This window comes from Niastella yeongjuensis, from assembly GCF_900110245.1.
Taxonomy (GTDB): domain Bacteria; phylum Bacteroidota; class Bacteroidia; order Chitinophagales; family Chitinophagaceae; genus Niastella; species Niastella yeongjuensis.
Genome location: NZ_FOCZ01000002.1, coordinates 753172 through 777723, shown reverse-complemented (window position 1 = coordinate 777723; position 24552 = coordinate 753172). Strand labels below are relative to the sequence as shown.

Sequence of the window (24552 nt, the reverse complement as noted above, 5' to 3'; positions counted from 1 at the left end):
TGCAGCACCTGCATAAAAATCCCAATCCCCTGGGTGCAATGGCCATAACCATAGAACCGCGGGCGTAACTGTTCAACAGCTCTGCTACCAGAAACTGCACAACTAAATCCATTGCCATTCACGCAGGAACAGCACACGATAATTTAATGGGGTAAAAAATTGCTAAGCAAGATGGTCATGTAAACGCCTTTGCCATTATTCAACAGCCAGGGGATGCGATTTCCAGCGCTCCAGTTTGTGGATGTTACGGGTATAAAATCCGGTCAGGAAACCGGGATAGCCGACTTCTTTTAATTTCCCCTTTACCCGTTCCTTCATATCATCAACTGTAATGTTGCTCGCTGTGAATTTCCCATCCAGAAGACAGTGACTGCAATACATCGTGCTTCTGGTTCCGTCTGCATGAGTGCCACCAGCATCCCGTTTCATAGGCGTACCGCAGGATTGACAGCATTTGTAGGCTCTTTCCATAACAGTCGATTTATTGAATGAATGATTATTTCTAATTTACAAAATATTGGCGAAGGATGAACAGTAAAATGCAATTGTTTCCATTTTTTTTGAATATTATCAGTGCGTGTGTCAAAATTTGCCCCTATTGCGGCGTTTTTACGCATTTTTTTACGACTTGCTCAAAATTCAATGTTAATACGTTTAATACGTTATAGCAATAAAAAGCCCCCAAAAAAACAAAGCGTGCCACGGTTTGGGACCGTGGCACGCCTGTTAAACAATTATAAAGTTATTTTTACAGTTCTACTCGTTTCATCTTTGGCACCAGGAAGTGCATAATCAGCCAGGCCAGCAGGTAAGCGCCACCGCATACCGCAAACATGATGTAATAAGCTACTTCAATTTTTCCCAGGTTGCGATAGTAAACAAACATGTTCTTTTGTACCGCTGCTGATAACAGGATACCGCCCACGGCACCAAACATACCGCCAATACCAGTTACAGAACCGGTTGTATGCTTGGGGAACATATCGCTCACAGTGGTGAAGATGTTGGCGCTCCATGCCTGGTGAGCTGATGCCGCGATACCGATCACGATAACGGCCAGCCACATATCTATGCCACCCAGTAATTGTGCAAATATGATGGGGATAACAAAGAATGCATAAATAAGCATGGATGTTTTACGGGCCTTGAACGGCGCCCAGCCCTTGTCAATGAGTCTCATTGGTAACCAGCCACCGAACACACTACCTATCGTTGACATAGAATATACGATCGCAACCGGTAATGATACAGCTGTTCCCTTTAAACCATACTGGCTGTTCAGGAAATCGGGCAACCAGAAGAGATAGAACCACCAGATGGGGTCGGTCAATAATTTACCGATGGCGAATGCCCAGGTTTGGGGGAAGCTCAATAATTTGATCCAGGATACGCTTGGTTTTACCTGCTCCAGGGCAGGTGTTTCGTCTTTATCGCTATGGATATAATCGTATTCTGCCTGAGAACATTTCTTTTGTTTCTTGGGTACTTCATAATAAATGAACCACAGGATCAGCCACAGAAAACCCAATGCACCGGTGAGGATGAACGCCCATTGCCAGCCTAAGGTAACTACGATGTATGGAACGGCTATCGGTGCAACAATGGCTCCTACATTGGCCCCGGAGTTGAAGATACCTGTTGCCAGTGCTCTTTCTTTTTTAGGGAACCATTCGGCCACAGTTTTAATGGCAGCAGGGAAGTTACCGGCTTCAAACACCCCTAAAAATGAACGGGCAACGCCAAAACCAAACACGGTGTTTACCGCGGCATGGGCAACAGCAGCAGCACTCCATAAAAAAGTAGCCACAGCATATCCCATTTTGGTACCCATTCTGTCTATAATGCGGCCGGCCAGCAATAAACCAACGGCATAAGCCACTTTAAAAGCGATCTCCACATTGGCATAATCGGCATCGTTCCAATGCAGGTCGTTGGTAAAAGTTTCTTTTAATAAACTGATAACTGCCCGGTCAAGGTAGTTGATCGTGGTGGCAAAGAACACCAATCCACAGATCGTCCACCGGTATTTTCCAATGGATTGTTGGATCTCAGGTCCCTTTGTTTCTATCGCTATAGCTTGCATGTCAGGTCCTTTTAGGATAAAACGGCGTCCCGACGCGTCGGGATGCCGTTTCAATTTTTATTTGATGTTGTTTAGTATCGCCAGAACGTCTTTCGTCAGCTTTGTCAGTTTATCGTATTCTTTGTTCTGTAAAACATTTTTACTGATCAACTTGCTGCCCATCCCTACTGCACACACGCCATTATCGAACCATTCCTGAATGCTTTCCTTAGTGGTATCTACACCACCGGTTGGCATAAACAAAATACCGGGGAATAATTCTTTAATAGCTGAAATATAAGAGGGTCCTACCACACTGCCCGGGAAGATCTTCACCAATTTAGCACCATTCATTTCGGCGGTGAACACCTCTGTCGGTGTTAAACAACCGGGGATCCATAACAAACCGGCATCCTGCACCACTTTGGCTACCGGTGGAAATACGACAGGACTAATAATAAAATCGGCGCCGGCATTAATGAACAGCTCTGCATCGGCCACTGTTTTTACCGTTCCAATACCCAACAGCATGCCGGGCATGGTTTCGTTCACCACCTTGCGCATCTCTTTAAAGTTGGCTATGGCTTCGGCTCCACGATTGGTATACTCAACGGCTTTGATACCGGCTGCATACAATGCTTTTAACACCTCAATGCTAACTTCCTTATCCTTGTTAAAATACAGCGGCAACATTTTCTGTTGCGTGATCTGATTTATTATATCCTGTTGATTCATCTGTTCTTATTATTTTTTGGGGCCAGATGGAACTTACGTTTCATCATGCTTTTTTAATAGTGGCGGTTATATCGGCTACCGATTTATTGGTAGCGTCACCTTTAATGAACAATTTCTGAAATGCAGCAGCGGTTGCAAACTCCACAATCTCCTGGGCTCTTTGTTCTTTGTAAAAGCCATAGATCAAACCAGCCATATAACAATCACCGCTACCTACTTTATCAACTACTGTTTCGGTGGTGTAAACCGATGAAACATGCAATTGCGAATTGGTGTATAAAGTGGTATAATATAAAATGCCATTATGATCGAAGCGGAAGGTATTGGCCACGGCTTTGCAGCGTGGGTATTGCTTTATGATCTGTTGCGATGTTACCAGCGCCTGCTCCAGGTACATTTCTTTTGTATCTGTTGTAACCAGGTCGGGGTGAACAGGGATCTGCAGCATTTTTTCGGCAGCCCATACATTGCCCATGATCAGGTCGCAGTAAGGGGCCAGCCGCATCATTACTTCATGCACCGGTACGCCATATTGCCACAATTTGGCCCGATAGTTCAGATCGATGGAAACCGTAATGCCTTTTTTATTACATACCTGCATTACTTCTTCACATACAGCTGCTGCATCGGCATTCAGTGCCGGGCAGATAGCACTAACATGGAACCAGCTCACTCCTTCGAGGATCGCATCCCAGTTGATGGTGCCTATTTGCAAACGGGCAAAGGAAGAATCGGTACGGTCGTAAATAACACCGGCATTCTTTACATCCAGGCCCTGTGGCAGGTAGTATAAACCGATCCGCTGTCCGCCATATTGAATGGCCGAGGTATCGATATTACTTTGCTGCAGGGACTTTACTATCTGTTGTGATAAATAGTTATCGGGTAAACCGGTCATGTATTTCACCGGTATATTCCAAAGGGCCAGGGCACGGGCTACATTCAATTCAGCACCACCTACGTGTACGGGCATCGATGCATTTGCCAACCATTGACCTTCAGTATCGGGCGATAACCTTAACAGTAATTCGCCAAAGCTTAACACATTGCCCATTACCAGTTGAAATAGTTTTTAGCGTTGTTAAAACAAATGTCCTGGATCACCTGGCCTATCCAATCGATATCGGCAGGTAATTCGCCATTCTCTACGTCATCGCCGAACATGTTACACAACAGGCGGCGGAAGTATTCGTGGCGGGGGAATGACAGGAAACTTCTTGAGTCGGTTAACATCCCTACAAACTTGCTCAGCAGTCCCATGTTGGAAAGGGCGTTGATCTGTTTGGTCATGCCATCTTTCTGATCGAGGAACCACCAGCCTGAACCGAACTGTACCTTTCCGGCTACGCTGCCATCCTGGAAGTTACCGATCATGGTAGCCATCAGCTCATTGTCGGCAGGGTTCAGGTTGTACAGAATGGTTTTTGCCAGTTGGTTGTCTGTATCGAGTTTGTTCAGGAATTTAGACAACTGGCGGGCTTGTGAAAAGTCGCCGATTGAATCCCAGCCTGTATCAGGTCCGAGTTGTTTCAGCATGCGGCTGTTGTTGTTACGCAGCGCACCCAGGTGGTATTGTTGCACCCAGCCTTTTTCCCAATCCCAGCGGGCAAACTCAACCAGCATAGCTGATTTGAATTTCAGGTTCTCTTCCTGAGAGAGCTCTTTACCGCTTCTTATTTTATCGAATGCGTTCTTAATTTCTGTTTCAGTATAGTCTTCCGCATAGATCTGCTCCAGACCATGGTCGCTTACTGAGCAGCCCATGGTAGCGAAGAAGTCGTGCGTTACTTTCAAGGCCTTCAGGTAATCGGCATAGCTGCCCACTGAGGTGTTGGAAGCAGCTTCTACTTTACCTACATATGCATTAAAGTTAGCGGCATCGTCCACATTCATGGCCTTATCGGGGCGGAATGCGGGTAATACTTTTACTTCAAAATTATCGGCTTTGATCTTTTTATGGTACTCAAGGTTATCGATGGGATCGTCGGTAGTACAAACCACCTTTACGTTCATTTTTTTCAGCAGGCTGCGAACGGAATATTCTTTTGTTTGCAGTTTGGCTGTACACTCATCGTAGATCTTTTTGGCGCTTTTTGCGTCCAGGATGTCGGTTACACCAAAGTAGCGTTGCAATTCCAGGTGCGTCCAGTGGTATAATGGATTGCGTAAAGTATAAGGAACGGTGGCGGCCCATTTTTCAAACTTCTCAAAATCGCTTTTACCACCAGTCACATAATCTTCATTAACACCGGCAGTACGCATAGCGCGCCATTTGTAGTGGTCGCCATACAGCCATACCTGTGTTAAGTTCTGGAACTGGGTATCATTGGCAATTTGATCGGGAGGCAAATGGCAATGATAATCTATAATGGGCATTTGCCTGGCAAACTCATGATACAGCTTTTGCGCAGTGGGTGTTTGCAATAAAAAGTGCTCGTCAACAAACTTTTTCATTGGTGAGTGATGAAATGTGAAAAGTAGGCATGCCACGGTTTGAAACCGTGGCATGCCTGTTTATAATATTATAATGATACTCCTCTTTTCCAGGGGATGAAGTCATCCTGACCATGACGAACCGCACTGATCTCCAGTTCTCCGCTGGCCACTTTTATCACATAATCCAGTATGCGCTCACCTGCCTGCTCAATGGTTTCTTCACCTTCAATGATGGTTCCGGTGTTGATGTCGATGATATCGCGCATTTTGTTATACAACACGGTATTGCTCGATAATTTAACTACCGGTGCAATGGGGTTACCTGTTGGTGTTCCCAAACCGGTTGTGAACAATACGATATTAGCACCGCTGGCTACTTCGGCTGTGGTCGATTCCACATCGTTACCGGGTGTGCACAGCAGGTTCAAACCTGGTTTTGTTACTTTCTCAGGATAATCCAGTACATCGGTTACGGGTGAGGTACCACCTTTTTTAGCAGCACCGGCCGATTTAATGGCATCGGTGATCAACCCGTCCTTGATGTTACCGGGTGACGGGTTCATATCGAAACCACTGCCTACGGCTACCGCTCTTGCATTGTAAGTCTTCATCAGACTTGAAAATCTTGTAGCGATATCTACTTGTACGCAACGGTCGCTGAGGCCCTGCTCTACTCCGCACAGTTCAGGGAATTCAGACAAAATAACTGAACCGCCGAGGCCTACCAGCAAATCCGAAGTATAACCGATAGCGGGGTTGGCTGAGATGCCGGAGAAACCATCGCTGCCACCGCATTCCAAACCGATTGTAAGCTTGCTCAATGGCGCTGGTTCGCGTTTGGTTTGATTGGCAATAATGAGCCCTGCGAAAGTGTGTTTGATGGCAGCAGCCAGCAGATCAGATTCAAGCCCGATCTTCTGTTGTTCCAGTATGTATAAGGGTTTGCTGAAATTAGCATCCCGCTTTTTGATCTCTTCTTCCAGGATAGACACCTGTGCATTCTGGCAACCCAGGCTCAGTACGGTAGCACCGGCACAGTTGGGGTGCGTAATGTAACCAGCCAGCAAACCGCACAATGCCTGTGCATCCTGACGGGTTCCACCACAACCACCTTCGTGGTTCAGGAATTTGATACCATCTACGTTGGGGAACAAACGCTGTGCATTCTCTTCGCTGGCGCTTGTACGTATATCGGCGCTCAGAATGTCTTCAACGCTTTTACCCGTTTTGTACAACTCGATGAGTTGTTGTGCCTGGTATTTGTATTTTTTGTTACGGCCATAACCCAGGTCGCGTACCAGTGATTCCTGTAATACGTCGAGGTTACGGTTCTCACAAAATACCATGGGAATAACCAGCCAGTAGTTGGCGGTCCCTACTTCGCCATTGGGACGATAGTAGCCATTAAAGGTGCGGCCTGCAAACTTCGATACATCTGGTTTTTTCCAGTCTGTATTGCGCTTTTCGCTTATTTCGAAGTCGTTTGCTGCGTGTTTTACGTTACCGGTTGAAATAAGACCGCCTTTTTTAATGGGCGACTGTGCCTTTCCAACCAATACACCATACATGATGATGGAATCGCCAGCCTGCAGATCGGCTGCTACAAACTTGTGTTTGGCGTGAATATCATCTGTCAATGTATATTCCTGTCCATCTAACGTTACGGTTTCACCTTTCGATAAATTGGTAAGTGCTACTACCACATTATCTGCTGCATGTACTTTTAAGACCTTTTGATTCATATTTATGCCAATACTTTTTTGGTCTGATGTTGAATTGTTTTAGCTGCCCCGTTTTCCAGTAATGCGGCCATGTTGTCTTTTACAGCCTGGGCAAAGCCAGGGATGGCGCTCAGGTCGGCTCCCCACAGGTTGGTATCAGCCAGTACCTCATCGGCCAGCTGGGCTGGCTCCAGTTTGCTCCATTTTTCAAAGAAATAAGGAGCAAAATCGTCCTGGATATGGTACTCTTTTCCCTGCCACTCGCCGTAGAATTTGTCCTGTTTCTTATTTACAGGCTTCAAAAATAACAGATAAGCGGCAAAACCAAGCGCAATATTCTCAGGCACTGTTTTTACCCGTTCTGCATATTTCAGGATCACGGGCACATTACGCATCTTCATTTTTGAAGTGTATTGCATGGTAATGTTTATCCAGTGGTGTTCGATATTGGGATTGGCGAAACGATCCAGTACTTTGCTTCCAAACGTTTGGGTAACGCCCTGTTCTACATCATATGGAATTCCGGTAGCTATCTCATTTAACATTAAACGGCTGATAAATGTTTGCATGGCCGCATCGTCCATAGCCTGTTTCACAGTGCCGAAGCCAGCCAGGTAGGCCAGTCCGCACGACAAAGTATGCGTACCATTCAACATACGTAATTTCAGTTCTCTGAACAGGTTGATATCGGGGGCAATCACCACGCCTTCATCCACTGAGGCAAAAGTCAGCACTGATTTAATGTGCTCACCGCCCTCGATGGCCCAAAGCCGGTATACTTCGCTCATGGTAAGCAACTCGTCTTTGTATCCAAACTGTTTTTCCAGGTTCTCGCGGGTAGCGTTATCGGGTTTACCGGGTACAATTCGGTCAACCAGGGAGCTGCAGAAGTAGTTGCAGTTTTCCAGCCACTGAATGAAAGTGTCATCCAGACCATTCAAATGCGCCAGTTCCAGTACAATAGATTCCAGCTTTTTACCATTATCGGGGATCAGTTCGGTGGGAACGATCACCATACCGCTTTGGCGGCTGCCGTCGAACGCTTTGTAGCGCTCCAGTAAAAATGCCAGCAGTTTACCGGGGAAGCTAACGGGCGGCAGGCGATGGATATCGTCCTGTACCAGTTGAATACCTACCTCGGTAGTATTGGAGATAATGATCTGCATGTTGGGGTTGTGGGCGCATTGGAGAATTTCGCTCCACTCGTCTTTTGCGCTCAGCACACGGCTGATAGATGAGTTGATGATGTTCTCAACTACCGTTTTACCACCTTCCAAACCACGTACGCATTGAGTATATAATCCATCCTGTTTATCAAATGCTGAAGAATCGCTGTCGGTTGACTTCACCACTACCACCCGGCCATTGAAAACGCCCTGGCGGTTGGCTTTGTCAATGAAATAATCCGGTAAGCCGCGCAATAATACGCCAGTACCAAACTGCAATACTTTTTCAGGGAGATCAAAAACTGAATCTGCAGGTGCTTCTATATCCTGCGCACTGATATTTTTCAGGTTGTACCTCGAAAGGATCATACTCTACGCTTTAATTTTTATAATTCTTTTTTGTTATTCGTGGGCTCAAAAATGACCATCCCATAAAAATGCACACTATTCTTCAAAATTCTGTCCTGCACTTCCCTACCACCTGCCAGCCATGCACCCTTTAGTATGATGACAACCAGCCGGTAATGTATTACTTCTTTACGCCTTGCTGCAATACCCATTTAGCTAATTCATAAGCTGCTTTGGCATTTTCATACTCCGCGGGTATTTTACGGCCATCGGTATACTCGTTATACAGCCAGGGATCACCTACTGCAAACACGGTTCCCTTGCCTAATTTGGCGGTCGCCATCACAATATCGTTATCTGCTTTTACCAATGGTTTGGCAGGCGTTTTTGTTTCCAGGATGCTGATCTCCTTCAGGTAAACCTTTTTGGTTTGTTTGAACACCTCGTTGCCCGCGGCAATAGATACTACCCCTGTTTCGTACTGGCTGCCCTGTACAAAGTTGCGGCCGCGGTTACTGAAGGTGATGCCGAATGCGTTGGCCAGTTTATTGAAATGAACCAGGTCGCAATTGGCACTGTCGTTAGCCATTAAGATCAATACGCCGCCTTTTTGAACCCAGGCAGTGATCGCCTTCACGTGTTCTTCGTTCACATAATTGGGGTTCTTGTTATCTTTCAATCCATCGGGATCACAAATGATGTATACATCGGTTTTAGCCAGGTTGGCTGCTGTAGGTGCCGCTTCCAGCGTACTGAGTTTGGCGCCGTAGCTGCTGAAGATATCCCCCAGTAAACTAAACCCGTTGTTGCTCATTTCATTCCAGGTATAGTGGGTGGGGTATTGAAACCCGTTCAGTTCTTTTTTGTCTTCGTGGTTGAAGTAATAGTCAACCGTAACCGTTTTGCCTTTGCCGGGCATTTCGGCTGGCATGTTTTCCATTTCAGCACCAGCCAGTAAATACGCACCGATACCTTTCCAGTCGTTCACAATTACCGGTTCACCCATATAGTATTCAAAGCTGCCGTCGCGGTAAGGGTTACCACCCAGGCCAGATACTTTTACAGTGCCTTTTAATTGCACTTCGCCTTTGTCGTTTTTGTCAACAAATGTTTTTACAATTCCTTCGTATCCTTTTTTGGCGTTTGCCCAGTAAGTAGCGGGCAGGTAGCCTTTGCGAATGCCTTTGGCTATGGTATACACCAGCATGCTTGATGCGGATGCTTCCAGATAGTTCTTTGGGGTAGTTGGCATATCAACTATATCGTACCACAAACCGGTTTTGGCGTCCTGTACATTGATAACGGCTTTGGTAAAGCGGTTCAAAATGCCAACGAGGGTATCGCGGCCGGGGTGATTGGTGGGGAAATAATCCAGTGCATCTACCAGTGCCATTCCGTACCAGCCCAATGCGCGGCCCCAGAAATGCGGAGAGTTACCGGTTTGTTTGTTGGCCCATTTTTGCTCTTTCGATTCGTCCCAGCCATGGTACAACAACCCGGTTTTGGGATCGCGTGTATGCCGCTCAATGGCTGCAAACTGGCGGGTAATATCATTGAAAGCGGTATCTTCTCCAAACAGCATGGCATACTCGGCGTAAAAGGGCTGGCCCATATACAAACCATCGAGCCATACCTGCCAGGGATACACTTTTTTATGCCAGAAGCTGCCTTCTTTTGTACGGGGGTGGTTTTGTAACTGGCTGCGTAATAAATCGGCCGCTTTTTTATACTTCACCTTTTCGGTGGCGCGGTATAAGGTCAGCAGCAGTTTGCCATCGTTTACATTATCGATATTGAATTCATGGGGATCGTAGCCTCTGACAGTACCATCTTCATTCACCCATGCATCCATACTTTTTTGGATGTATTTGAAGTAGGTGGCATCGCCGGTTGCTTTCCACAATGCTTCCATTCCTTTTAATACAACGCCCATATCGTAGCTCCAGTGAGCAGGCTTTTTAGCCAGGGTATCGTTCCACCAGCCCATTACAGAAGCTGCCATTCCCTGTGACCAGTTCTGTTTTGCTGTAGTAGCTACTCCCGACACGGCTGTTCCCTGTTGGGCATAGCTGTTCACCGTTACTAGTGTACTAATGGCAATCAACGTACGAGAAAACTTCATGTTAGTATTTTTTTGTTGCAAGTCGCAATTTGCAAGGTTCAGGTTGCAAGAGCCCAGGGTGTGCCACGGTTACATGTGCACGGCAAACGAACCGTGACACACCTTCTTTTATTTTATGGTTACATTCTGTGCCGATGCGCCAAATTCATACTGGATCTTTTCTTTGGCTTTTGAAGCATCGGTATTTTGTATGTTAATATTCTTTGTTCTGTCGCCAGCCACGCGGAATAACAACTCAGCATCTTTTTTATAGGTCAGTTTATCAAAAGTGAGGCGGTCGCTGTTGATGATGTCTACCACCGGATTGGTTTCCTTGCTCAGGATGGTAACATTTTTAAGGGTAATGCCCGATGCTTCCTGAATGTCGATGCCTTTGTCGGCCTGCAGCATCATATTTTCGAGGTGTACCTCTTTTACATGCATTTCGGGAATACCGCGGATGAAGATGCCTTTGGCCGCGCCGTTACAAACCACATTCTTTACTACAAAGTTCTGGAACTGAGGCGTTGCTTCTGTTACGGGCAGGGTTTCTACTTTGGGCAACTCGCGTTTTTCACCAGCCAGGGCAACAGGGTCAACCGACATATAATACATATCGAACAGGATGGCCTCGCCGGGAATATCGATCATCTGAATATCGTTGATGTAGATATTTTCAACAATGCCACCACGGCCGCGGGTTGTTTTAAACCGCAGGCCTATATCGGTGCCAATAAACGTGCAATTGTCCACCCAGATGTTGCGGGCGCCACCGCTCATTTCACTGCCAATTACAAAACCGCCGTGCGCATGATATACCTTACAATCGCGGATGATCACATTTTCGGTGGGCATACCTCTTTTTCTGCCGGCTTCATCACGACCGCTTTTCATACAAAGGCCATCGTCGCCTACGTCGAATGAACTGTTCTCGATCAAAACCCGGTTACAGCTTTCTACATCGATGCCATCGCCATTTTGTGCAAACCAGGGATTTTTTACGGTAACGTTTCTTACGGTGAGGTCTTCACTCATAAGCGGGTGCAAACACCAGGCTGCCGAGTTTTGAAAGGTTACACCTTCTAATAATACCTTTTTGCATTTGGTGATCACGATCAGGTTGGGACGCAGAAAATCTTTTATGCTTTTATAGAATTCCGGTGTTTTGTCGGGTGTTATTTCACCGGCGTTCTTCATTTTAGTAGCCTGTAACCATTGTTCACTGGGGTACCAGGAATTGCCGTCGGCACTTACCACCCCACCTTGTGAGGTCCATTTTTTCCACTGGCTTTCTGTGAGCTTTTCTTTTCTTACCTGGCGCCAGGCTTCGCCGCCGCCGTCGATAACACCAAAACCGGTAATGGCGATGTTGGTGGCATTGGTGGCCGATACAGGGCTCTGGTTACGCATTTGGGGAATACCCTCCCAGTTGCCTTCTACCAGCTGGTACTGGTTAAAATCTTTGGTGAATTGTAACATGGCCCCTTTTTTCAAGTGCAGGTTCACATTACTTTTCAGAACGAGGGGACCGGTAAGCCAAAGACCGGCTGGCACAACCACTACCCCACCCCCTTTTTTATTACAGGCATCAATGGCGGCATTGATGGCCTTCGTGTTTAACGTTTGACCATCGGCAATTGCTCCAAATTTGGTAATATAGGTAGAATCTTTTTTGAAACTGGTTTGCTGGATAACCGGTAGTTTTTGGGCCATTAAGCCGGTTGAACAAGCCATTAAACCTAATACTGCTGCTGCTTTAAACCAATTGTTCATTACACGATGTTTACTTCAAAAAATTTTAAAATGCAAAGGTTTTGGACCCAGCGGGACCAACCCGTTGATTTAGCGATTTGCGCGTACGTTTGCAGTAGTTTTTGTTTATGGAAAAGGTAATAAAATTTGCAATATGTATGCTGCAAGGCAATCGAATTAAGATAGAAGTTACAGGCTACAAGTTGCAGGATACAGGGGAAAAACGGTCCCTGAAGCCTGAAACCTGCAACCTGTAACTCGAAATACCTGTTTTTCAAGGGCAAGTGTACACAGATATTTAAACCCACCGAAACGAATATGGATTTTTATTTACGCAAACGTTACCGGCAACGATAACATACCCGGCGGGAAATAAAATGCTGGCAATCAACGTAAAATTACCCAGAACCATACCCCTTTACGCGACTGCCAGCAAAATTGTGAAAGAAACCTCCTGTAGTAAAACCTGGCTTGTGACTCTTTTACTGCTATTGATAACCCTGATTTTGGGTGAATTCGTTCTTATTAGTAACTGCATCTATTTGTGATTGCGGAATTGGCCGCACTGTATGGTACGCCTTTATGTATTGGGCGGCATCGGGGTTTAGTCTGGTAACCCGGTCCATTAATTTATTCGTCCGTTTCAGGTCGAACCAGCGCAATTGTTCACCACACAGCTCGCGTGCCCGTTCATCGAGGATGAAATCGAGGGTAACCTGGGCGGGTGTGATCTGCATGGCAGCCTCATGGCCTGGAATGGCTGCCCGGGTACGCAAGGTGTTCAGTAACCCTGCTGCTACATCGGGCTTGCCGAGGTTGAAATTGGCCTCGGCCGCAATCAGGTACATTTCGGCCAGCCTGATCACAAATACGTCACGGGCACTTTGGGCCTCATTAAACGAACCACGGGTGGGGTCCATGAACTTCTTCAGCGAGATATAGAACTTTCTGTTTGTTGGAACACCAGCGGCATTGTACACCCGCGAAATATCGTAAGTAGTATAATGTTTGGCATTCATCGAAGCGGCCGTAAGCGTACTTTTTGAAGTATAGCAAACGGTATCGCCCAGCTTGAAATCGAAAGTATCTTTTGTATTGAAAGAGTTACCGGCAGTACGGGCTTCTTTATTGCACAACCAGGCCACCTGGAAGGAAGCCTGGTACCGGGCATCGTCGTTTTCATTGAACAGGTCCAGCAAAGCCTTGGTGGGCATATACCGGTTAAACGGACGGCCATTGGGGATATCGCGGATCAGCAGGCTGGTATTCACCTGATCATACACCTGCGTGAATAACATATGACCGTTGTTGCTTCCACGGCTATGGCCACTGGGATAGGCAGATGAAACCAGGTCGTTATTGGCCAGGTTGCTTGAATAATCAATGGACCAGATCACTTCCTTGTTCTTCAAATTGCTCATGCTCCACAAATCGGCGAACTTAGGCAGCAACATATAATCCGGATTCTTAATCAAATCATCTGCCATGGCAGCCGCTTCTGCGTTCATGCCACGGGTTAAATACATCCGCGCTAAAAATGCTTTGGCCACAGGAATAGTAGCCGTAGGCCGGCCGTAGTCAGTAGCAGTAGCCGGTAAGTTCTTTACGGCAAAATTCAGGTCTTCAAATATCTGGGTGTAGAAAGTTTCAACCGGTGTTTTGTTGGCGGTTGATTCAATTACTCCGGGTGCTGTAGCCTCGGTTGTAAAGTGTACACCGCCCCAGGTTTCTACAATATGCCAGTAATAGAAGGCACGCATAAAGCGCAATTCAGCTTCGCGTTGTGTTTTTTGCTTTGCTGTATAATCCGGGATGCCGCCAATTTTGGAGATACCCGTGTTACATAAATATATAGCTGCATAAAAATTATCCCACTCCAGGTTCAATGCCGTTGTGTTACTACCCTGCAGGTTATCATACCGGGATAATTGTGGGAACACGTCGCCCGTACCATTGGTCCAGATGTCGGTACCCATTTCCGATAACCCATATCCTTCTTCTTTTCCATACCAAAAACGGGTATAGGTATAAGTAGCATTCACCAATGTTTCAAAACCTTTAGCAGTTGTATAAGTAACATCGGGTGTTAAACCGGTAGGGTTATATTCTGATAGCTTTTTATCGCACGCCGTAAATACCAGGGATCCCGCCAGCACGAAACCCATGACTTTATTTATACTGTTTTTCATTTTAATTATATCTAGAATGAATAAAGTTTAGAATTCAATATTTAACCCGGTAACCAACAATTTGGTCAATGGCCGTTCGAATGAACCTTCACCTTCCGGATCATAATCCTTTTCTTTGGCAAATGTGAAGTAGTTCTTGGCGCTTACATACCAGCGTAAATTGCTGACATGGAACTTTTGGGTAAATGTTTTGGGAAGCGTGTAACCGAGGGTTATGTTCCTGATCTTTACAAAAGAACCATCCTTGTAACCGAGCGTGGTAGCAAATGGCATGGCGGCTCTTGAAATATTTGCATTCGGGCGGGGATAGTCGTTTGTTGGGTTTTCCGGTGTCCAGTAGTTGACGTTGGCGCCATTTTCAATAGCGTTTGGTTCAAATTTGTTGGCATAATCCGAAACAAAGGTTTGTCCTATCCGGGCGAATACATATACATTCAGGTCGAAGTTCTTATAGCTGACATCATTGCTGAATCCAAGCGTATAATTGGGCACCGCTGAACCTACTACAGTCCTGTCATACGTGGCATCCAGTTTACCATCGGGCTGGCCTTTATCACCACTCAGGTCGGCTACACGAATGTCGCCGGGTTTATAACCAAAACTTCTGGCCAGTGCAGAATCGGCTGTTTGCCAGATGCCTTCTTTTTTAAAGTCATAGAACGATCTTACGGGTGAACCGATGAACAGGCCACCAGCCACATCATTTTTACCATTCAACAGGTCAGTAATACGTTCTTTATTACGGGTGTAAGAAATAGCGCTTGACCAGGTAAGGTCTTTGGTTTGTACATTCACGGTGCGCAGCGAAACTTCTATCCCATTGTTACGGGTTTTACCCACGTTCTCTACCACTCTGGTATGGCCCGATGAACCCGGCAGCGGGCGCAGCAACAACAGGTCACGGGTTTTTGAATCGTAATAATCAACACTGGCGGTGATCCGGTTCTTGAACAAACCGAAGTCTAACCCGATGTTCTGCGTACCTGTCAGTTCCCATTTCAGGTTGCGGTTACCGTTTTGCGGGTCAAACCCATAGGCCAGCATACTGATATCGTTGAATGAATAAGGTATCAGGATTAAACCTGTGGTAGTAGAGTAAGGTTTAACGGCTGCATTACCGGCTACGCCATAACTGGCGCGTAATTTCAGGTCGCTGAATATACTCTGCTCCTGCATAAAATTCTCATCGATTATCCGCCAGGCTACTGCCGCAGAAGGGAAGAATGACCAGCGGTTCTCTTTCAATAACACAGAGGAGCCATCGGCCCGGCCGGTTAACGTTAACAGGTATTTTCCTTTATAACCATAATTCACCCTGAAGGCGCCTGATACCAGGTTGTTGCCGATGTAATTACTCCAGATACCCAAATTCAACGGATTGTTCAACAATGCATTCCAACTCTGGCCCGGGATAAGCTGCCCTGTTCCCTGCGCATAAGAGCTATCCTGTTTGCTGGAAATATAACTGGTAACAGCGGTGAGGTCCAGGGAATGATCGCCGAACTTCTTATTCCAGGTAATGATGTTTTCCCAAATAAGATCGGCCTGGGTGGCATTGGTAATTTTTGCAAACGACCCGGTTGAGTTAAAGCGGGTAATGGTGTTTTCACCCAGGAACGAACCATTGCGGGAGCTACCGTTGGTTATGCCCAGGTTCGAACGCAAGGTAAGGCTGCTGAAGGGTTTCCATTCTGCATAAGCAGAAGATAAGATGCGGGTAGTATTGGTTTCATTGATATATGCGCCTGGTTGTTCTTCCAGCAGCGGGTTTACCTGGTTGGCATTACCCGGCAGCCTGATCAGTGAACCATCAGCCGCATATGGAACGTAGTAAGGTATTACTTTGTTAGCTACGGTCAATACGTTATCGGTACGTCTGTTTTCATCGTAATAAGTTAGCTGGCTTTGCAATCCTACTTTAAACGTTCCAATAACAGTTTGATCGATGTTCAGGCGTAACGTATAACGACCGGAGAAATCATTGTTCAGTAATCCTTTTTCTTTAAAATAATCGAATGAGAAGAACACTTTTGTTTTATCACTACCCGAGGCAACATTCACCCCGTAATCCTGCTGGGAACCGTCTTTTAATAAGAGGCCGGGCCAGTAGGTTGAAGTTCCGTCTGTTGCTGCTGTAAAATCTGCCTTAAACAGGCTGGCATCATCTGCCGGAGATTTCCAGGTACCGGCAGTGCGGGCGCCCTGGCGTTTTAACTCGGCATATTGGGGACCGTTCATTGGAACGGGATAACCTGTTTCCTTATTCACCCCATAATAAGCATTGGCCGCCACTCTTACTTTTCCACTGGCGCCCCGTTTGGTGGTAATGATGATTACACCATTGGCACCGCGGGATCCATAAATAGCCGTGGAAGAAGCGTCTTTCAACACTTCCATCGACTGAATATCGTTGGGGTTAATATCCTGAAAGTTTGCATATTGGATCCCATCTACTATAAACAGCGGTGTATTTTGTGCAAGGATCGACCGGTTACCCCGTACGGTTACATTCACGTTTGAACCGGCGCCGCCACTGGTACGGGTGATGTCTACCCCGGCCACTTTACCCTGTACGCTTTCCATTACGTTGCCTGCTGCTACTTTTTTTACTTCATCGCCTTTGAGTGATACTACGGCTCCGGTAAGGTCTCTTTTCTTTACGGTACCATAGCCGATCACTACAATGTTCTCGAGGCTCGATGCGGCAGAGGCCATCGACAAATTGACCTGCGTTTTGTCGCCCACTTTTATTTCCTGGGTATCGAATCCTACATACGAGAACACCAGTACATCGTTATCATCGGCAGTGAGGGCGAACACACCCTGCTCATTGGTGGTGGTGGCTTTTGTCGTTCCTTTTATGGTTACCGTTACGCCTGAGAGCGGCGCTCCGTTTGGGTCGGTGATCTTTCCCGTTATCTTTCTTTCAGCGGCCTGGCGGGCAGCGTCTTCATTGATCACAATGAGGCCGCTGGCCATAAACCGGTAGGTCAATATAGTTTGGGAGAATAAATTGTCGAGCGCCTGACGAATGTCTACATTCTCCAGGTTGATGGTCACCTTTTGTCTGATGGCCGACAATTGATTATTGTACAGAAACCGATAGTTGGATTGCTTCTCGATATTAACGAGGATGCCGGCTATTTCAGCATTCTTGTACCGGAGGTTCAGTTTATCCTGACCGAATCCCCGGGCCGACACCTGCAGCACACCAACAAGTAATAAGAAAGTAGTTATTTTCATAACAAGCAGCGCATTGGAAAGCAACGGGCTTTTTATGCCCGTTCTAAAACTTTTCATACATTAGTATTATTATGGGTTAAGAAATCACTTCCCCGCCCGCCTGCCAGCGGGTTGTGGAGAAAACACATCAGAACAATTTTAACCTGTAATACGCGGAGAATGCTGCCAACATTCTCCGTTTTTTTGGTTACGTGGTATCCATATTTATTTCGTCGATTTTATAAATACTTCATTGTTAACTATTCTTACATCGAAGGGAACCGCTTCTTTTAAGGCCATAAATGCCTGCTCCACGGTTTCATTTTGCAGGGAACCATTGAACACCAATTGACGGGCAGCTGCATCATCAAAATATACCTTGATATTGTACCATCTTTCCAGCTTCTGGGCCAACTGCTCAAAATTGTCGCCACGAAATTCGAGCCGGTTGTACACCCAGGCGGTTTCAATATGTTCACTTTCCTTTATGGTACTGTCGATGTGAATGATTTGTTTTATAGCCGGCTGGTTAGTGGCCGTTACCGCTTCTTTGGCTGTTACCCCTTCGGTACTGCTGGCGGGTAATACAATTTTTTCATTGGGATGCAGGTAAACAGGAGCGGCCTTTGCATCGCCCTTCCGGGTTATTTGTACCAGTCCCCTGATGAGGGTGGTTTCAATTGTTTTTTCTTCCGGATACGATTTTACGTTAAAGGCGGTTCCCAGCACCCTGATGTCGATAGCACCGGCATGTACAATGAATGGCTTTTTCTGATGTGTGGTAGCAGACATCACCTGTACCACATCGAAGTAAGCTTCACCTTCGAGCGTGATCTCGCGTTCCGGCCCATTGAAATTCGCATATACAATACGGGAACCGGCATTCAGCCAAACGGTAGAGCCATCTGGTAAAATGGTGCGGGTTTTACTTCCTTTGGGTGCCACCACTTCATTAGCGGCCAGGCCCTGCTGTTTGTTATTCCAGGTTACCAACAACCAGGCACTTACTGCCAGCGTGGTAACGATAGCTGCCGCCCAATATAGTTTACGCCGTTTTTTAATATGTACTACCGGGGATGCAGGCTGCTCAATGGCGGCTTCTGCTTCGGCCAGTTGTAAAATGCGGTTGAGTTTGTCGCTGGTGACAGGTTCTTCGCTTGCAGGCGCATTTACCGACCATAACTGGTGCAGTATATCGTATTGTTGCATCAGCTCGGGATGCTGTTGCAATAGTTCATTCAACTCTTCTTTATCCTGTTCAGTAGCATCGCCGCTCAAATTGCGAGACAGTAAGAACCAAATTCTTTCGGGTGTTTCCATTTGCGCCGTTGTTATCTGTAAGGACAGGCGTTTGGAAAAAGACCATTAAGTGTTTTTAAAATATTTTTTAGGGGAAATATTATCGTGAGGTTGTATTTCTCTCTGCCTTCTGCCCTCTGCCTTCTGACCTTTTACTGACTTGCAACTCGGTACATATCTTCTTAATAGCGATGGCCATTTGAACATCGACGGTATTGAGGGAAATATTGAGAATTTCGGCTACTTCACGGTGTTTGAGGCCGTCTTCCCGAACCAGTTTGAAGATCATTTTACAACGGGGAGGTAAATTTTCTACTGCCTGGTGCATGCGTTTCATCATTTCGGCAGTGACCAGCAGGTTATAGGGATCGGTAACAACCTGACCGGTTTCTATATCCAGGTCATCGAAAGGCGCCTTGATCAGTTCCGTAGCTTTTTGGGAAATGGCATTCAGGGCCCTGTTCTTTACTGCTACATATAAATATACGGTGAGATTCTCTACTTCGTTTATGCGCTGGCGATTACTCCATATTTTCACAAACACATCTTCCACTATTTCTTCTGCCAATTCCGGCGAACGGGTGATTACGCGGGCAAAATGATGCAGTCGTTTACTGAATAATTTGTACAGCTCCGCCAGACATTGTTCGTTTCCGGCATGGATACCCTGTTGAATATGTGGCAGGCCAATGGTCATACTTTTTCAATATGCAATCAATCGGGGTTAAATGTAGGCATTTTTTATTTATAATGAAAGACCTGTCAGGTGGACTTTGACATCTTGATAATTCAAGCTAATGCAGTCCACCTGACAGGTCTTTTACATATTATATTATTCAACTCTAAACCAATCTATATCTGCCCAACCTGCATCGTTGGTGATGGTGGTGCGGGTACAGAACAGCCCCACCTTGGCGCCGATCCATCTGCCAGGCACAGCGGAAAACACCTCACCGGCGGAAGTAAAATGCTGTCCATCTTCACTGTACGAGAAATTACATTTGGCGCCGTTGCTTACCTGTACGCGTAAATAAGTAGTGGCGCCGGATATTTTTCCAATCATCTTTTCCTGTTCTGGTTTACCGCCTTCGGCTTTATTACAGATCACAAAGGAAAGATAAATGCCATCTTCTTTTTTGGTCAGTCCAATAAAGGCATAATCAGATCCCATCACGATCAGTCCGGTTTTTTCACCAGCCAGCCGGGGTTTAAAATCCAGCTTAACGGTTGCTGTAAACTCAGGGGCCGGGAATTTCTGCATCAGCACGTTGGGCACAAACCACATGTTTTTGGTTGAATCGGGTACCATGCCAGAAAATAAACGCAGGTAACCATTTCCGGGAAAAGCCCAGAAGGGTTTGGGATTGGCCTGCCATTGCCATTGCAATCCCATTTTGAGATCGTTAAATTCGTCTGATTCCTGCGGCGTTTGTACCGGGTATGTTTTTCCAACATTCGGCTTTTTATATGTTGCTACCGGCTCGCCTTTTCCATCGCCATCTTTGTCTATACCGATCACGGGCCAGTTATTCACCCACTTCATCGGTTGCAACAACACTACCCGGCCGTATGCTTCCAGGTCCTGAAAATGCAGGAACCAGTCTTCACCGGTTTGCGTGGTTACCCAGGCGCCCTGGTGCGGGCCATTGATAGCAGAACTGCCCTGGTCCATCACTACTTTTCTTTCGTAAGGACCGTATACATTTTTCGACCGCATTACCAATTGCCAGCCGGTGGGCACACCACCTGCCGGGGCAAAGATGTAATAATAGCCATTGCGTTTATAAAACTTAGGACCTTCCAGTGTGGGGTCGGTATCGTGCCCATCGAAAACCAGTACACCGCCATCCAGTACTTTGGTACCCGTAGCATCGAGCTGTTTTACCACTAGCACACTTTTTATACCGGCGCGGCTGCCTGCATAGGCATGAACGAGGTAAACTTTGCCGTCATCATCCCACAGCGGACAGGGATCTATCAATCCTTTGCCGGCTTCTACCATAATGGGCTCCGTCCAGGGACCGTTGATGTTTTTTGATTTCAACACATAGATACCGAAATCGGGATCGGGATAATAAATGTAGAACTCACCATTGTGATAACGGATGGACGGCGCCCAAACCCCATTGCCATGTTGAGTTTTTGAAAAATGCTCGAAGGGCGGCTGGCGTTTTAAGGCATGGCCAATGATGGTCCAGTTTACCAGATCTTTTGAATGCAGAATTGGCAATCCGGGAACTCCATCAAAACTGGATGCTACTAAATAATAATCGTCGCCCACCCTGCATGCATCGGGATCGGAATAATCGGCATACAACACCGGATTTTTATAGGTGCCGTTTTTGTTGTCAGCCACCCATACTTTCGATACATAGGGTTGTTGAGCAATGGTGGTTAAACTTAAGAGAGATAAACTCAGTACAAACAGTTTCTTCATTTATGTCGTGTTTCGTCAGTTGTCTATGATGAAAAGCAAAGGGCAAAGGGCAGAAGGCAGAGGGCAAAGATGAAAGGCAGACAAAACTCAACGCGGCCTCCCCACCCACATTTTCAACCCTGTTAACTAATCAACGTGTCAACTGCTCCTGCGGAGCCCAGTCACCAAAGATATTTTTCAGGGTATACTCCTTCGCTTCCTTTTTGGTTAGCTGATGCGACCAGCCAACGCGGTCGGTTGTATTGGCGCCGGGGCCACTGCTTTCGTACTCTGCATAGAAGGCTGTTTTTTCATTCTCGGGATTGCGCCAGTTGTCCCAACCAGCGGCGGCAATGTGCTCACCCATTTTTGTATTGATGTAAACGGTTCTTGCATGCGGGCGCCAGGGACGGCCCAGTAATACTTTATGCGCAGCTGTATCTGCAATGAGCGTGCAATCAAAAAACACAAATCCATATGCCTGCCGTGGGGTGGTAGAAGCGGCTGTGATATAAGAATTCATCAGGCTTTTGATGGTACAATTTTGAAACACCACGGTGGCCGGTCCGAAAATAAAATCGGTGGTACCTTCTATAAAACAATTTTTATAATACTGGCGGCTGCTATCGATACCAACATACAAGGTATCCTGGTTGCCCAGTAAACGACAGTTCAGGATCTCGCAACGATCGCCTTCAGCATGCAGGGCAACCGCCTGCCCAACCCGGCCTGCTGTATTTTGTATAGTAAGATTTTCAGCCCTGAAATCATTGCCTTTTACTATTACGGTGTAAGAATTAAAAGTGCTGTATTTATCGCGACCCGATGCGGTATCCCGGCCATGCGGCAGCGGCTTGCCACTGAAATCGTCATTGGTGATGATGGTGCTATCGCGGCTCTCCCCTACCAATGCAATGTTTGTTTTCCATGACGGCACTACCAGTTTTTCATGATAAACTCCTTTTTTGATAAAGATGATTACACGTTTCTGGGAAAAATCGCGCATGGCATTTACGGCTTCCTGAATAGTTTTATAGTTTCCACTCCCATCCTGTGCAACCGTTAAATACTTTGGATACGTTTGTTGCTGCGCAAAAGAATAAATAACGGGCACGAGTAAAAATAAGAGAAAGCAGATTCTTTTCATCCCTTTGTTATTGAGTTTGTATGTTATTGAGTTCGTATAAGCTATTTCACAAATCCCATTTCCATTAGCCAGGCTTCACATAAAGCGGTCCATTGCTGGGTAGAACCGGGATTATTGCGCAGGGCAATGTTGTGCGCGCCCTGGGGAAATACATGAAAGCTGGTGGGAATATTTTTGTCGAGCAATGCCTGATAGAACATCAGGCTATTACGGGGATCAACTGCTTTGTCATTGAATGCATCTGCAATAAAGCAGGGCGGTGTGGTGGGTTTAACCTGCAGTTCCATGGAATATTTATCAATCATTTCCTTTGAGGGATTGGCACCCAGCAAATTTTCAGCACTGCCTTTATGGGCGTATTTTCCTAAGGTGATCACCGGTGATACCAGGATGGTAAAATCCGGACGATAAGAAACATTATTTAATGAATCGCCGATGGCGGCCACATCATCAGGGGTATTGCCGAGCCAGGCCGCCAGGTGGCCGCCCGCCGATACGCCCATAATGCCAATTTTGTTTGATTGTAAATTCCATTTACCGGCATTGGCACGAACGATGCGCAGGGCACGTTCTGCATCCTGTATTGGCCCCAGTTCGCGATGTACCAGGTCTGGTGAAAGTGGCAGGCGGTAATTCAATACAAAGGCAGTAATGCCCATCGTATTAAACCACTTGGCCAGTTGAAAACCGCTTATCTGAAATGACTCATGGTGATATCCGCCACCCGGACAAATGATGACGGCGCATTGTTTATTTTCCTGGATAGAGGGGAAGAAAGCCGTCATACCCGGCGTACCTACCTGAAACAATCGTTCGTTGTTGATACTGTCCTTTAATTTCATGCCTTTTGTATTGGGCATTTTGCCGGCAGGCCACAAAGGAATAAACTCCTGTGCCTGTGCAACCAATGAGCCCAGTACCAATGCAACTAGTAATGAAGTGAGCTTGACATTCATATGGCCTGTTTTGATAAAATTAACCCTTAGCGAGATAAAGACGCAGCACCTCTTTATATAGTTGCTTTCGTACTCGTGAATCCGCAAAGGGCAGAGGGCAAAGAAACCCTTCAATTACTTCCTTATTCTTTCTGCCAGTTCAAGATTCAAGCTTCTGATATTCTTTAAAACGATCTGGGCAATCATGCGGGCGCCCAGTTCGCTGAAATGGGTATTATCTTCTTTGCCCTGTGGATAGTTAGGGTGTTCCCCCGGGGCCAGTTGATTGAACAACAACTTCGATTTTTCTACGCCCCACTGCTGGTACAAGGCCTGCCCTTCTTTATCCAGGTCAATCAGCGGCACGTTGTTTTCTTTGGCCACGTTGCGCACAATTTGCGCATATACATCGTGCGTGCCTGTAATGTGACCAGCTGAATCGAAACTTCGGCGGGCCACGGGTGTCAGCAATATCGGATTTACCTTTTTGCTGCGGGCATCGGTAATATATTTAACCAGGTTGGTTTTAAATACTTCTTCTGTGGTGTAACTCTTTTTTGTTTTTACCTCATCATTGTGCCCGAACTGCACAAATACATAATCTCCTTCCTGCATGGCATCTACCACCGGCTGCCAGCGGCCTTCTTCCATAAATGTTCTGGTACTTCGGCCGTTCTGTGCGCGGTTATCTACTTTTACCGTGGAATCGAAGAAATAAACAAAGGGCATTCCCCACCCCGTTTCCGGGTAGTATTTTGTTTCTTTTATCGACATCGTTGAATCGCCTATCAGCCAAACCGTGATCTTCTTTTTGGGTGGCAACGTAAATGCAGCTAACAATACTAATCCAATGGCAAGAATCCTTTTCATCTTTGTTTATTTTGTGATTTCAACAGGGCAAAGAAAGGGCAAAGGGCAAAGGGCAGAAGGCAGAGGGCAGAGGGCAGAGGGCAGAGAGAAATACAACCTCGCTATCAACCCTGTCAACCCTATAAACCCCGTCAACCTGTTAACTTGTTAACT

The 24552-nt window shown here is 46.3% G+C and carries 17 protein-coding genes; all 17 read right to left on the bottom strand.

Annotated elements, in window-relative coordinates; translation table 11 throughout:
• Nucleotides 1–195 precede the first annotated feature (195 nt).
• Entirely contained in the window at nt 196–471 is a 276-nt protein-coding gene (locus BMX95_RS07835; RefSeq protein WP_081201572.1) for a zinc ribbon domain-containing protein, read from the bottom strand.
• A 277-nt stretch (nt 472–748) separates the two neighbouring features.
• On the bottom strand, nt 749–2083 hold the full coding sequence (locus BMX95_RS07830; RefSeq protein ID WP_081201570.1) for an MFS transporter: 1335 nt from the start codon (nt 2081–2083) through the stop codon (nt 749–751).
• Nucleotides 2084–2140: 57 nt separating this feature from the next.
• Nucleotides 2141–2797, bottom strand: coding sequence for a bifunctional 4-hydroxy-2-oxoglutarate aldolase/2-dehydro-3-deoxy-phosphogluconate aldolase (locus tag BMX95_RS07825; protein WP_081201567.1), 657 nt, complete (start codon nt 2795–2797; stop codon nt 2141–2143).
• A gap of 43 nt (nt 2798–2840) precedes the next feature.
• Complete coding sequence (locus tag BMX95_RS07820) at nt 2841–3851, bottom strand: sugar kinase (protein WP_081201564.1); 1011 nt, start codon at nt 3849–3851, stop codon at nt 2841–2843.
• The gene (gene uxaC, locus BMX95_RS07815; RefSeq protein ID WP_081201562.1) at nt 3851–5251 is read right to left on the bottom strand and encodes a glucuronate isomerase; all 1401 of its coding nucleotides are present in this window, start codon (nt 5249–5251) and stop codon (nt 3851–3853) included. The genes BMX95_RS07820 and uxaC overlap by 1 nt, the downstream gene beginning before the upstream one ends.
• A 68-nt stretch (nt 5252–5319) precedes the next feature.
• Nucleotides 5320–6975 carry a UxaA family hydrolase gene (locus BMX95_RS07810; protein WP_081201560.1) on the bottom strand — a complete coding sequence of 552 codons (1656 nt, stop codon included), beginning with the start codon at nt 6973–6975 and terminating at the stop codon, nt 5320–5322.
• A gap of 2 nt (nt 6976–6977) precedes the next feature.
• Nucleotides 6978–8489 (bottom strand): tagaturonate reductase, encoded by a 1512-nt coding sequence (locus BMX95_RS07805; protein WP_081201557.1) that lies wholly within the window; start codon nt 8487–8489, stop codon nt 6978–6980.
• Between the two features lie 160 nt (nt 8490–8649).
• Nucleotides 8650–10590 (bottom strand): glycoside hydrolase family 88 protein, encoded by a 1941-nt coding sequence (locus BMX95_RS07800; RefSeq protein ID WP_081201555.1) that lies wholly within the window; start codon nt 10588–10590, stop codon nt 8650–8652.
• A gap of 108 nt (nt 10591–10698) precedes the next feature.
• A complete protein-coding gene (locus tag BMX95_RS07795) occupies nt 10699–12342 on the bottom strand; it encodes a glycoside hydrolase family 28 protein (RefSeq protein WP_081201554.1) in 1644 nt (547 codons plus the stop codon).
• 467 nt (nt 12343–12809) lie between these two features.
• Entirely contained in the window at nt 12810–14510 is a 1701-nt protein-coding gene (locus BMX95_RS07785; protein WP_242673155.1) for a RagB/SusD family nutrient uptake outer membrane protein, read from the bottom strand.
• A gap of 27 nt (nt 14511–14537) precedes the next feature.
• Nucleotides 14538–17810: a TonB-dependent receptor gene (locus tag BMX95_RS07780; protein ID WP_081201552.1), complete on the bottom strand. Its 3273-nt coding sequence runs from the start codon at nt 17808–17810 to the stop codon at nt 14538–14540.
• 147 nt (nt 17811–17957) lie between these two features.
• Entirely contained in the window at nt 17958–19052 is a 1095-nt protein-coding gene (locus BMX95_RS07775) for a FecR family protein (protein WP_081201549.1), read from the bottom strand.
• 79 nt (nt 19053–19131) lie between these two features.
• Nucleotides 19132–19728: an RNA polymerase sigma-70 factor gene (locus BMX95_RS07770; protein ID WP_081201547.1), complete on the bottom strand. Its 597-nt coding sequence runs from the start codon at nt 19726–19728 to the stop codon at nt 19132–19134.
• A gap of 135 nt (nt 19729–19863) precedes the next feature.
• Entirely contained in the window at nt 19864–21468 is a 1605-nt protein-coding gene (locus tag BMX95_RS07765; protein ID WP_081201545.1) for a glycoside hydrolase family 43 protein, read from the bottom strand.
• 130 nt (nt 21469–21598) lie between these two features.
• Nucleotides 21599–22594, bottom strand: coding sequence for a pectinesterase family protein (locus tag BMX95_RS07760; RefSeq protein WP_081201543.1), 996 nt, complete (start codon nt 22592–22594; stop codon nt 21599–21601).
• A 41-nt stretch (nt 22595–22635) separates the two neighbouring features.
• Nucleotides 22636–23550, bottom strand: coding sequence for an alpha/beta hydrolase (locus tag BMX95_RS07755; RefSeq protein WP_081201540.1), 915 nt, complete (start codon nt 23548–23550; stop codon nt 22636–22638).
• Nucleotides 23551–23664: 114 nt separating this feature from the next.
• Nucleotides 23665–24399, bottom strand: a complete 735-nt coding sequence (locus BMX95_RS07750) for a rhamnogalacturonan acetylesterase (protein ID WP_081201538.1) — start codon at nt 24397–24399, stop codon at nt 23665–23667.
• Between the last annotated feature and the right edge of the window lie 153 nt (nt 24400–24552).

Coding starts and splice junctions, on each gene's coding strand:
- BMX95_RS07835 (WP_081201572.1), bottom strand. CDS start 471: ATGGAAAGAGCCTACAAATGCTGTCAATCCTGCGGTACGCCTATGAAA.
- BMX95_RS07810 (WP_081201560.1), bottom strand. CDS start 6,975: ATGAATCAAAAGGTCTTAAAAGTACATGCAGCAGATAATGTGGTAGTA.
- BMX95_RS07770 (WP_081201547.1), bottom strand. CDS start 19,728: ATGACCATTGGCCTGCCACATATTCAACAGGGTATCCATGCCGGAAAC.
- uxaC (WP_081201562.1), bottom strand. CDS start 5,251: ATGAAAAAGTTTGTTGACGAGCACTTTTTATTGCAAACACCCACTGCG.
- BMX95_RS07750 (WP_081201538.1), bottom strand. CDS start 24,399: ATGAAAAGGATTCTTGCCATTGGATTAGTATTGTTAGCTGCATTTACG.
- BMX95_RS07760 (WP_081201543.1), bottom strand. CDS start 22,594: ATGAAAAGAATCTGCTTTCTCTTATTTTTACTCGTGCCCGTTATTTAT.
- BMX95_RS07805 (WP_081201557.1), bottom strand. CDS start 8,489: ATGATCCTTTCGAGGTACAACCTGAAAAATATCAGTGCGCAGGATATA.
- BMX95_RS07800 (WP_081201555.1), bottom strand. CDS start 10,590: ATGAAGTTTTCTCGTACGTTGATTGCCATTAGTACACTAGTAACGGTG.
- BMX95_RS07785 (WP_242673155.1), bottom strand. CDS start 14,510: ATGAAAAACAGTATAAATAAAGTCATGGGTTTCGTGCTGGCGGGATCC.
- BMX95_RS07795 (WP_081201554.1), bottom strand. CDS start 12,342: ATGAACAATTGGTTTAAAGCAGCAGCAGTATTAGGTTTAATGGCTTGT.
- BMX95_RS07820 (WP_081201564.1), bottom strand. CDS start 3,851: ATGGGCAATGTGTTAAGCTTTGGCGAATTACTGTTAAGGTTATCGCCC.
- BMX95_RS07780 (WP_081201552.1), bottom strand. CDS start 17,810: ATGAAAAGTTTTAGAACGGGCATAAAAAGCCCGTTGCTTTCCAATGCG.
- BMX95_RS07775 (WP_081201549.1), bottom strand. CDS start 19,052: ATGGAAACACCCGAAAGAATTTGGTTCTTACTGTCTCGCAATTTGAGC.
- BMX95_RS07765 (WP_081201545.1), bottom strand. CDS start 21,468: ATGAAGAAACTGTTTGTACTGAGTTTATCTCTCTTAAGTTTAACCACC.
- BMX95_RS07830 (WP_081201570.1), bottom strand. CDS start 2,083: ATGCAAGCTATAGCGATAGAAACAAAGGGACCTGAGATCCAACAATCC.
- BMX95_RS07755 (WP_081201540.1), bottom strand. CDS start 23,550: ATGAATGTCAAGCTCACTTCATTACTAGTTGCATTGGTACTGGGCTCA.
- BMX95_RS07825 (WP_081201567.1), bottom strand. CDS start 2,797: ATGAATCAACAGGATATAATAAATCAGATCACGCAACAGAAAATGTTG.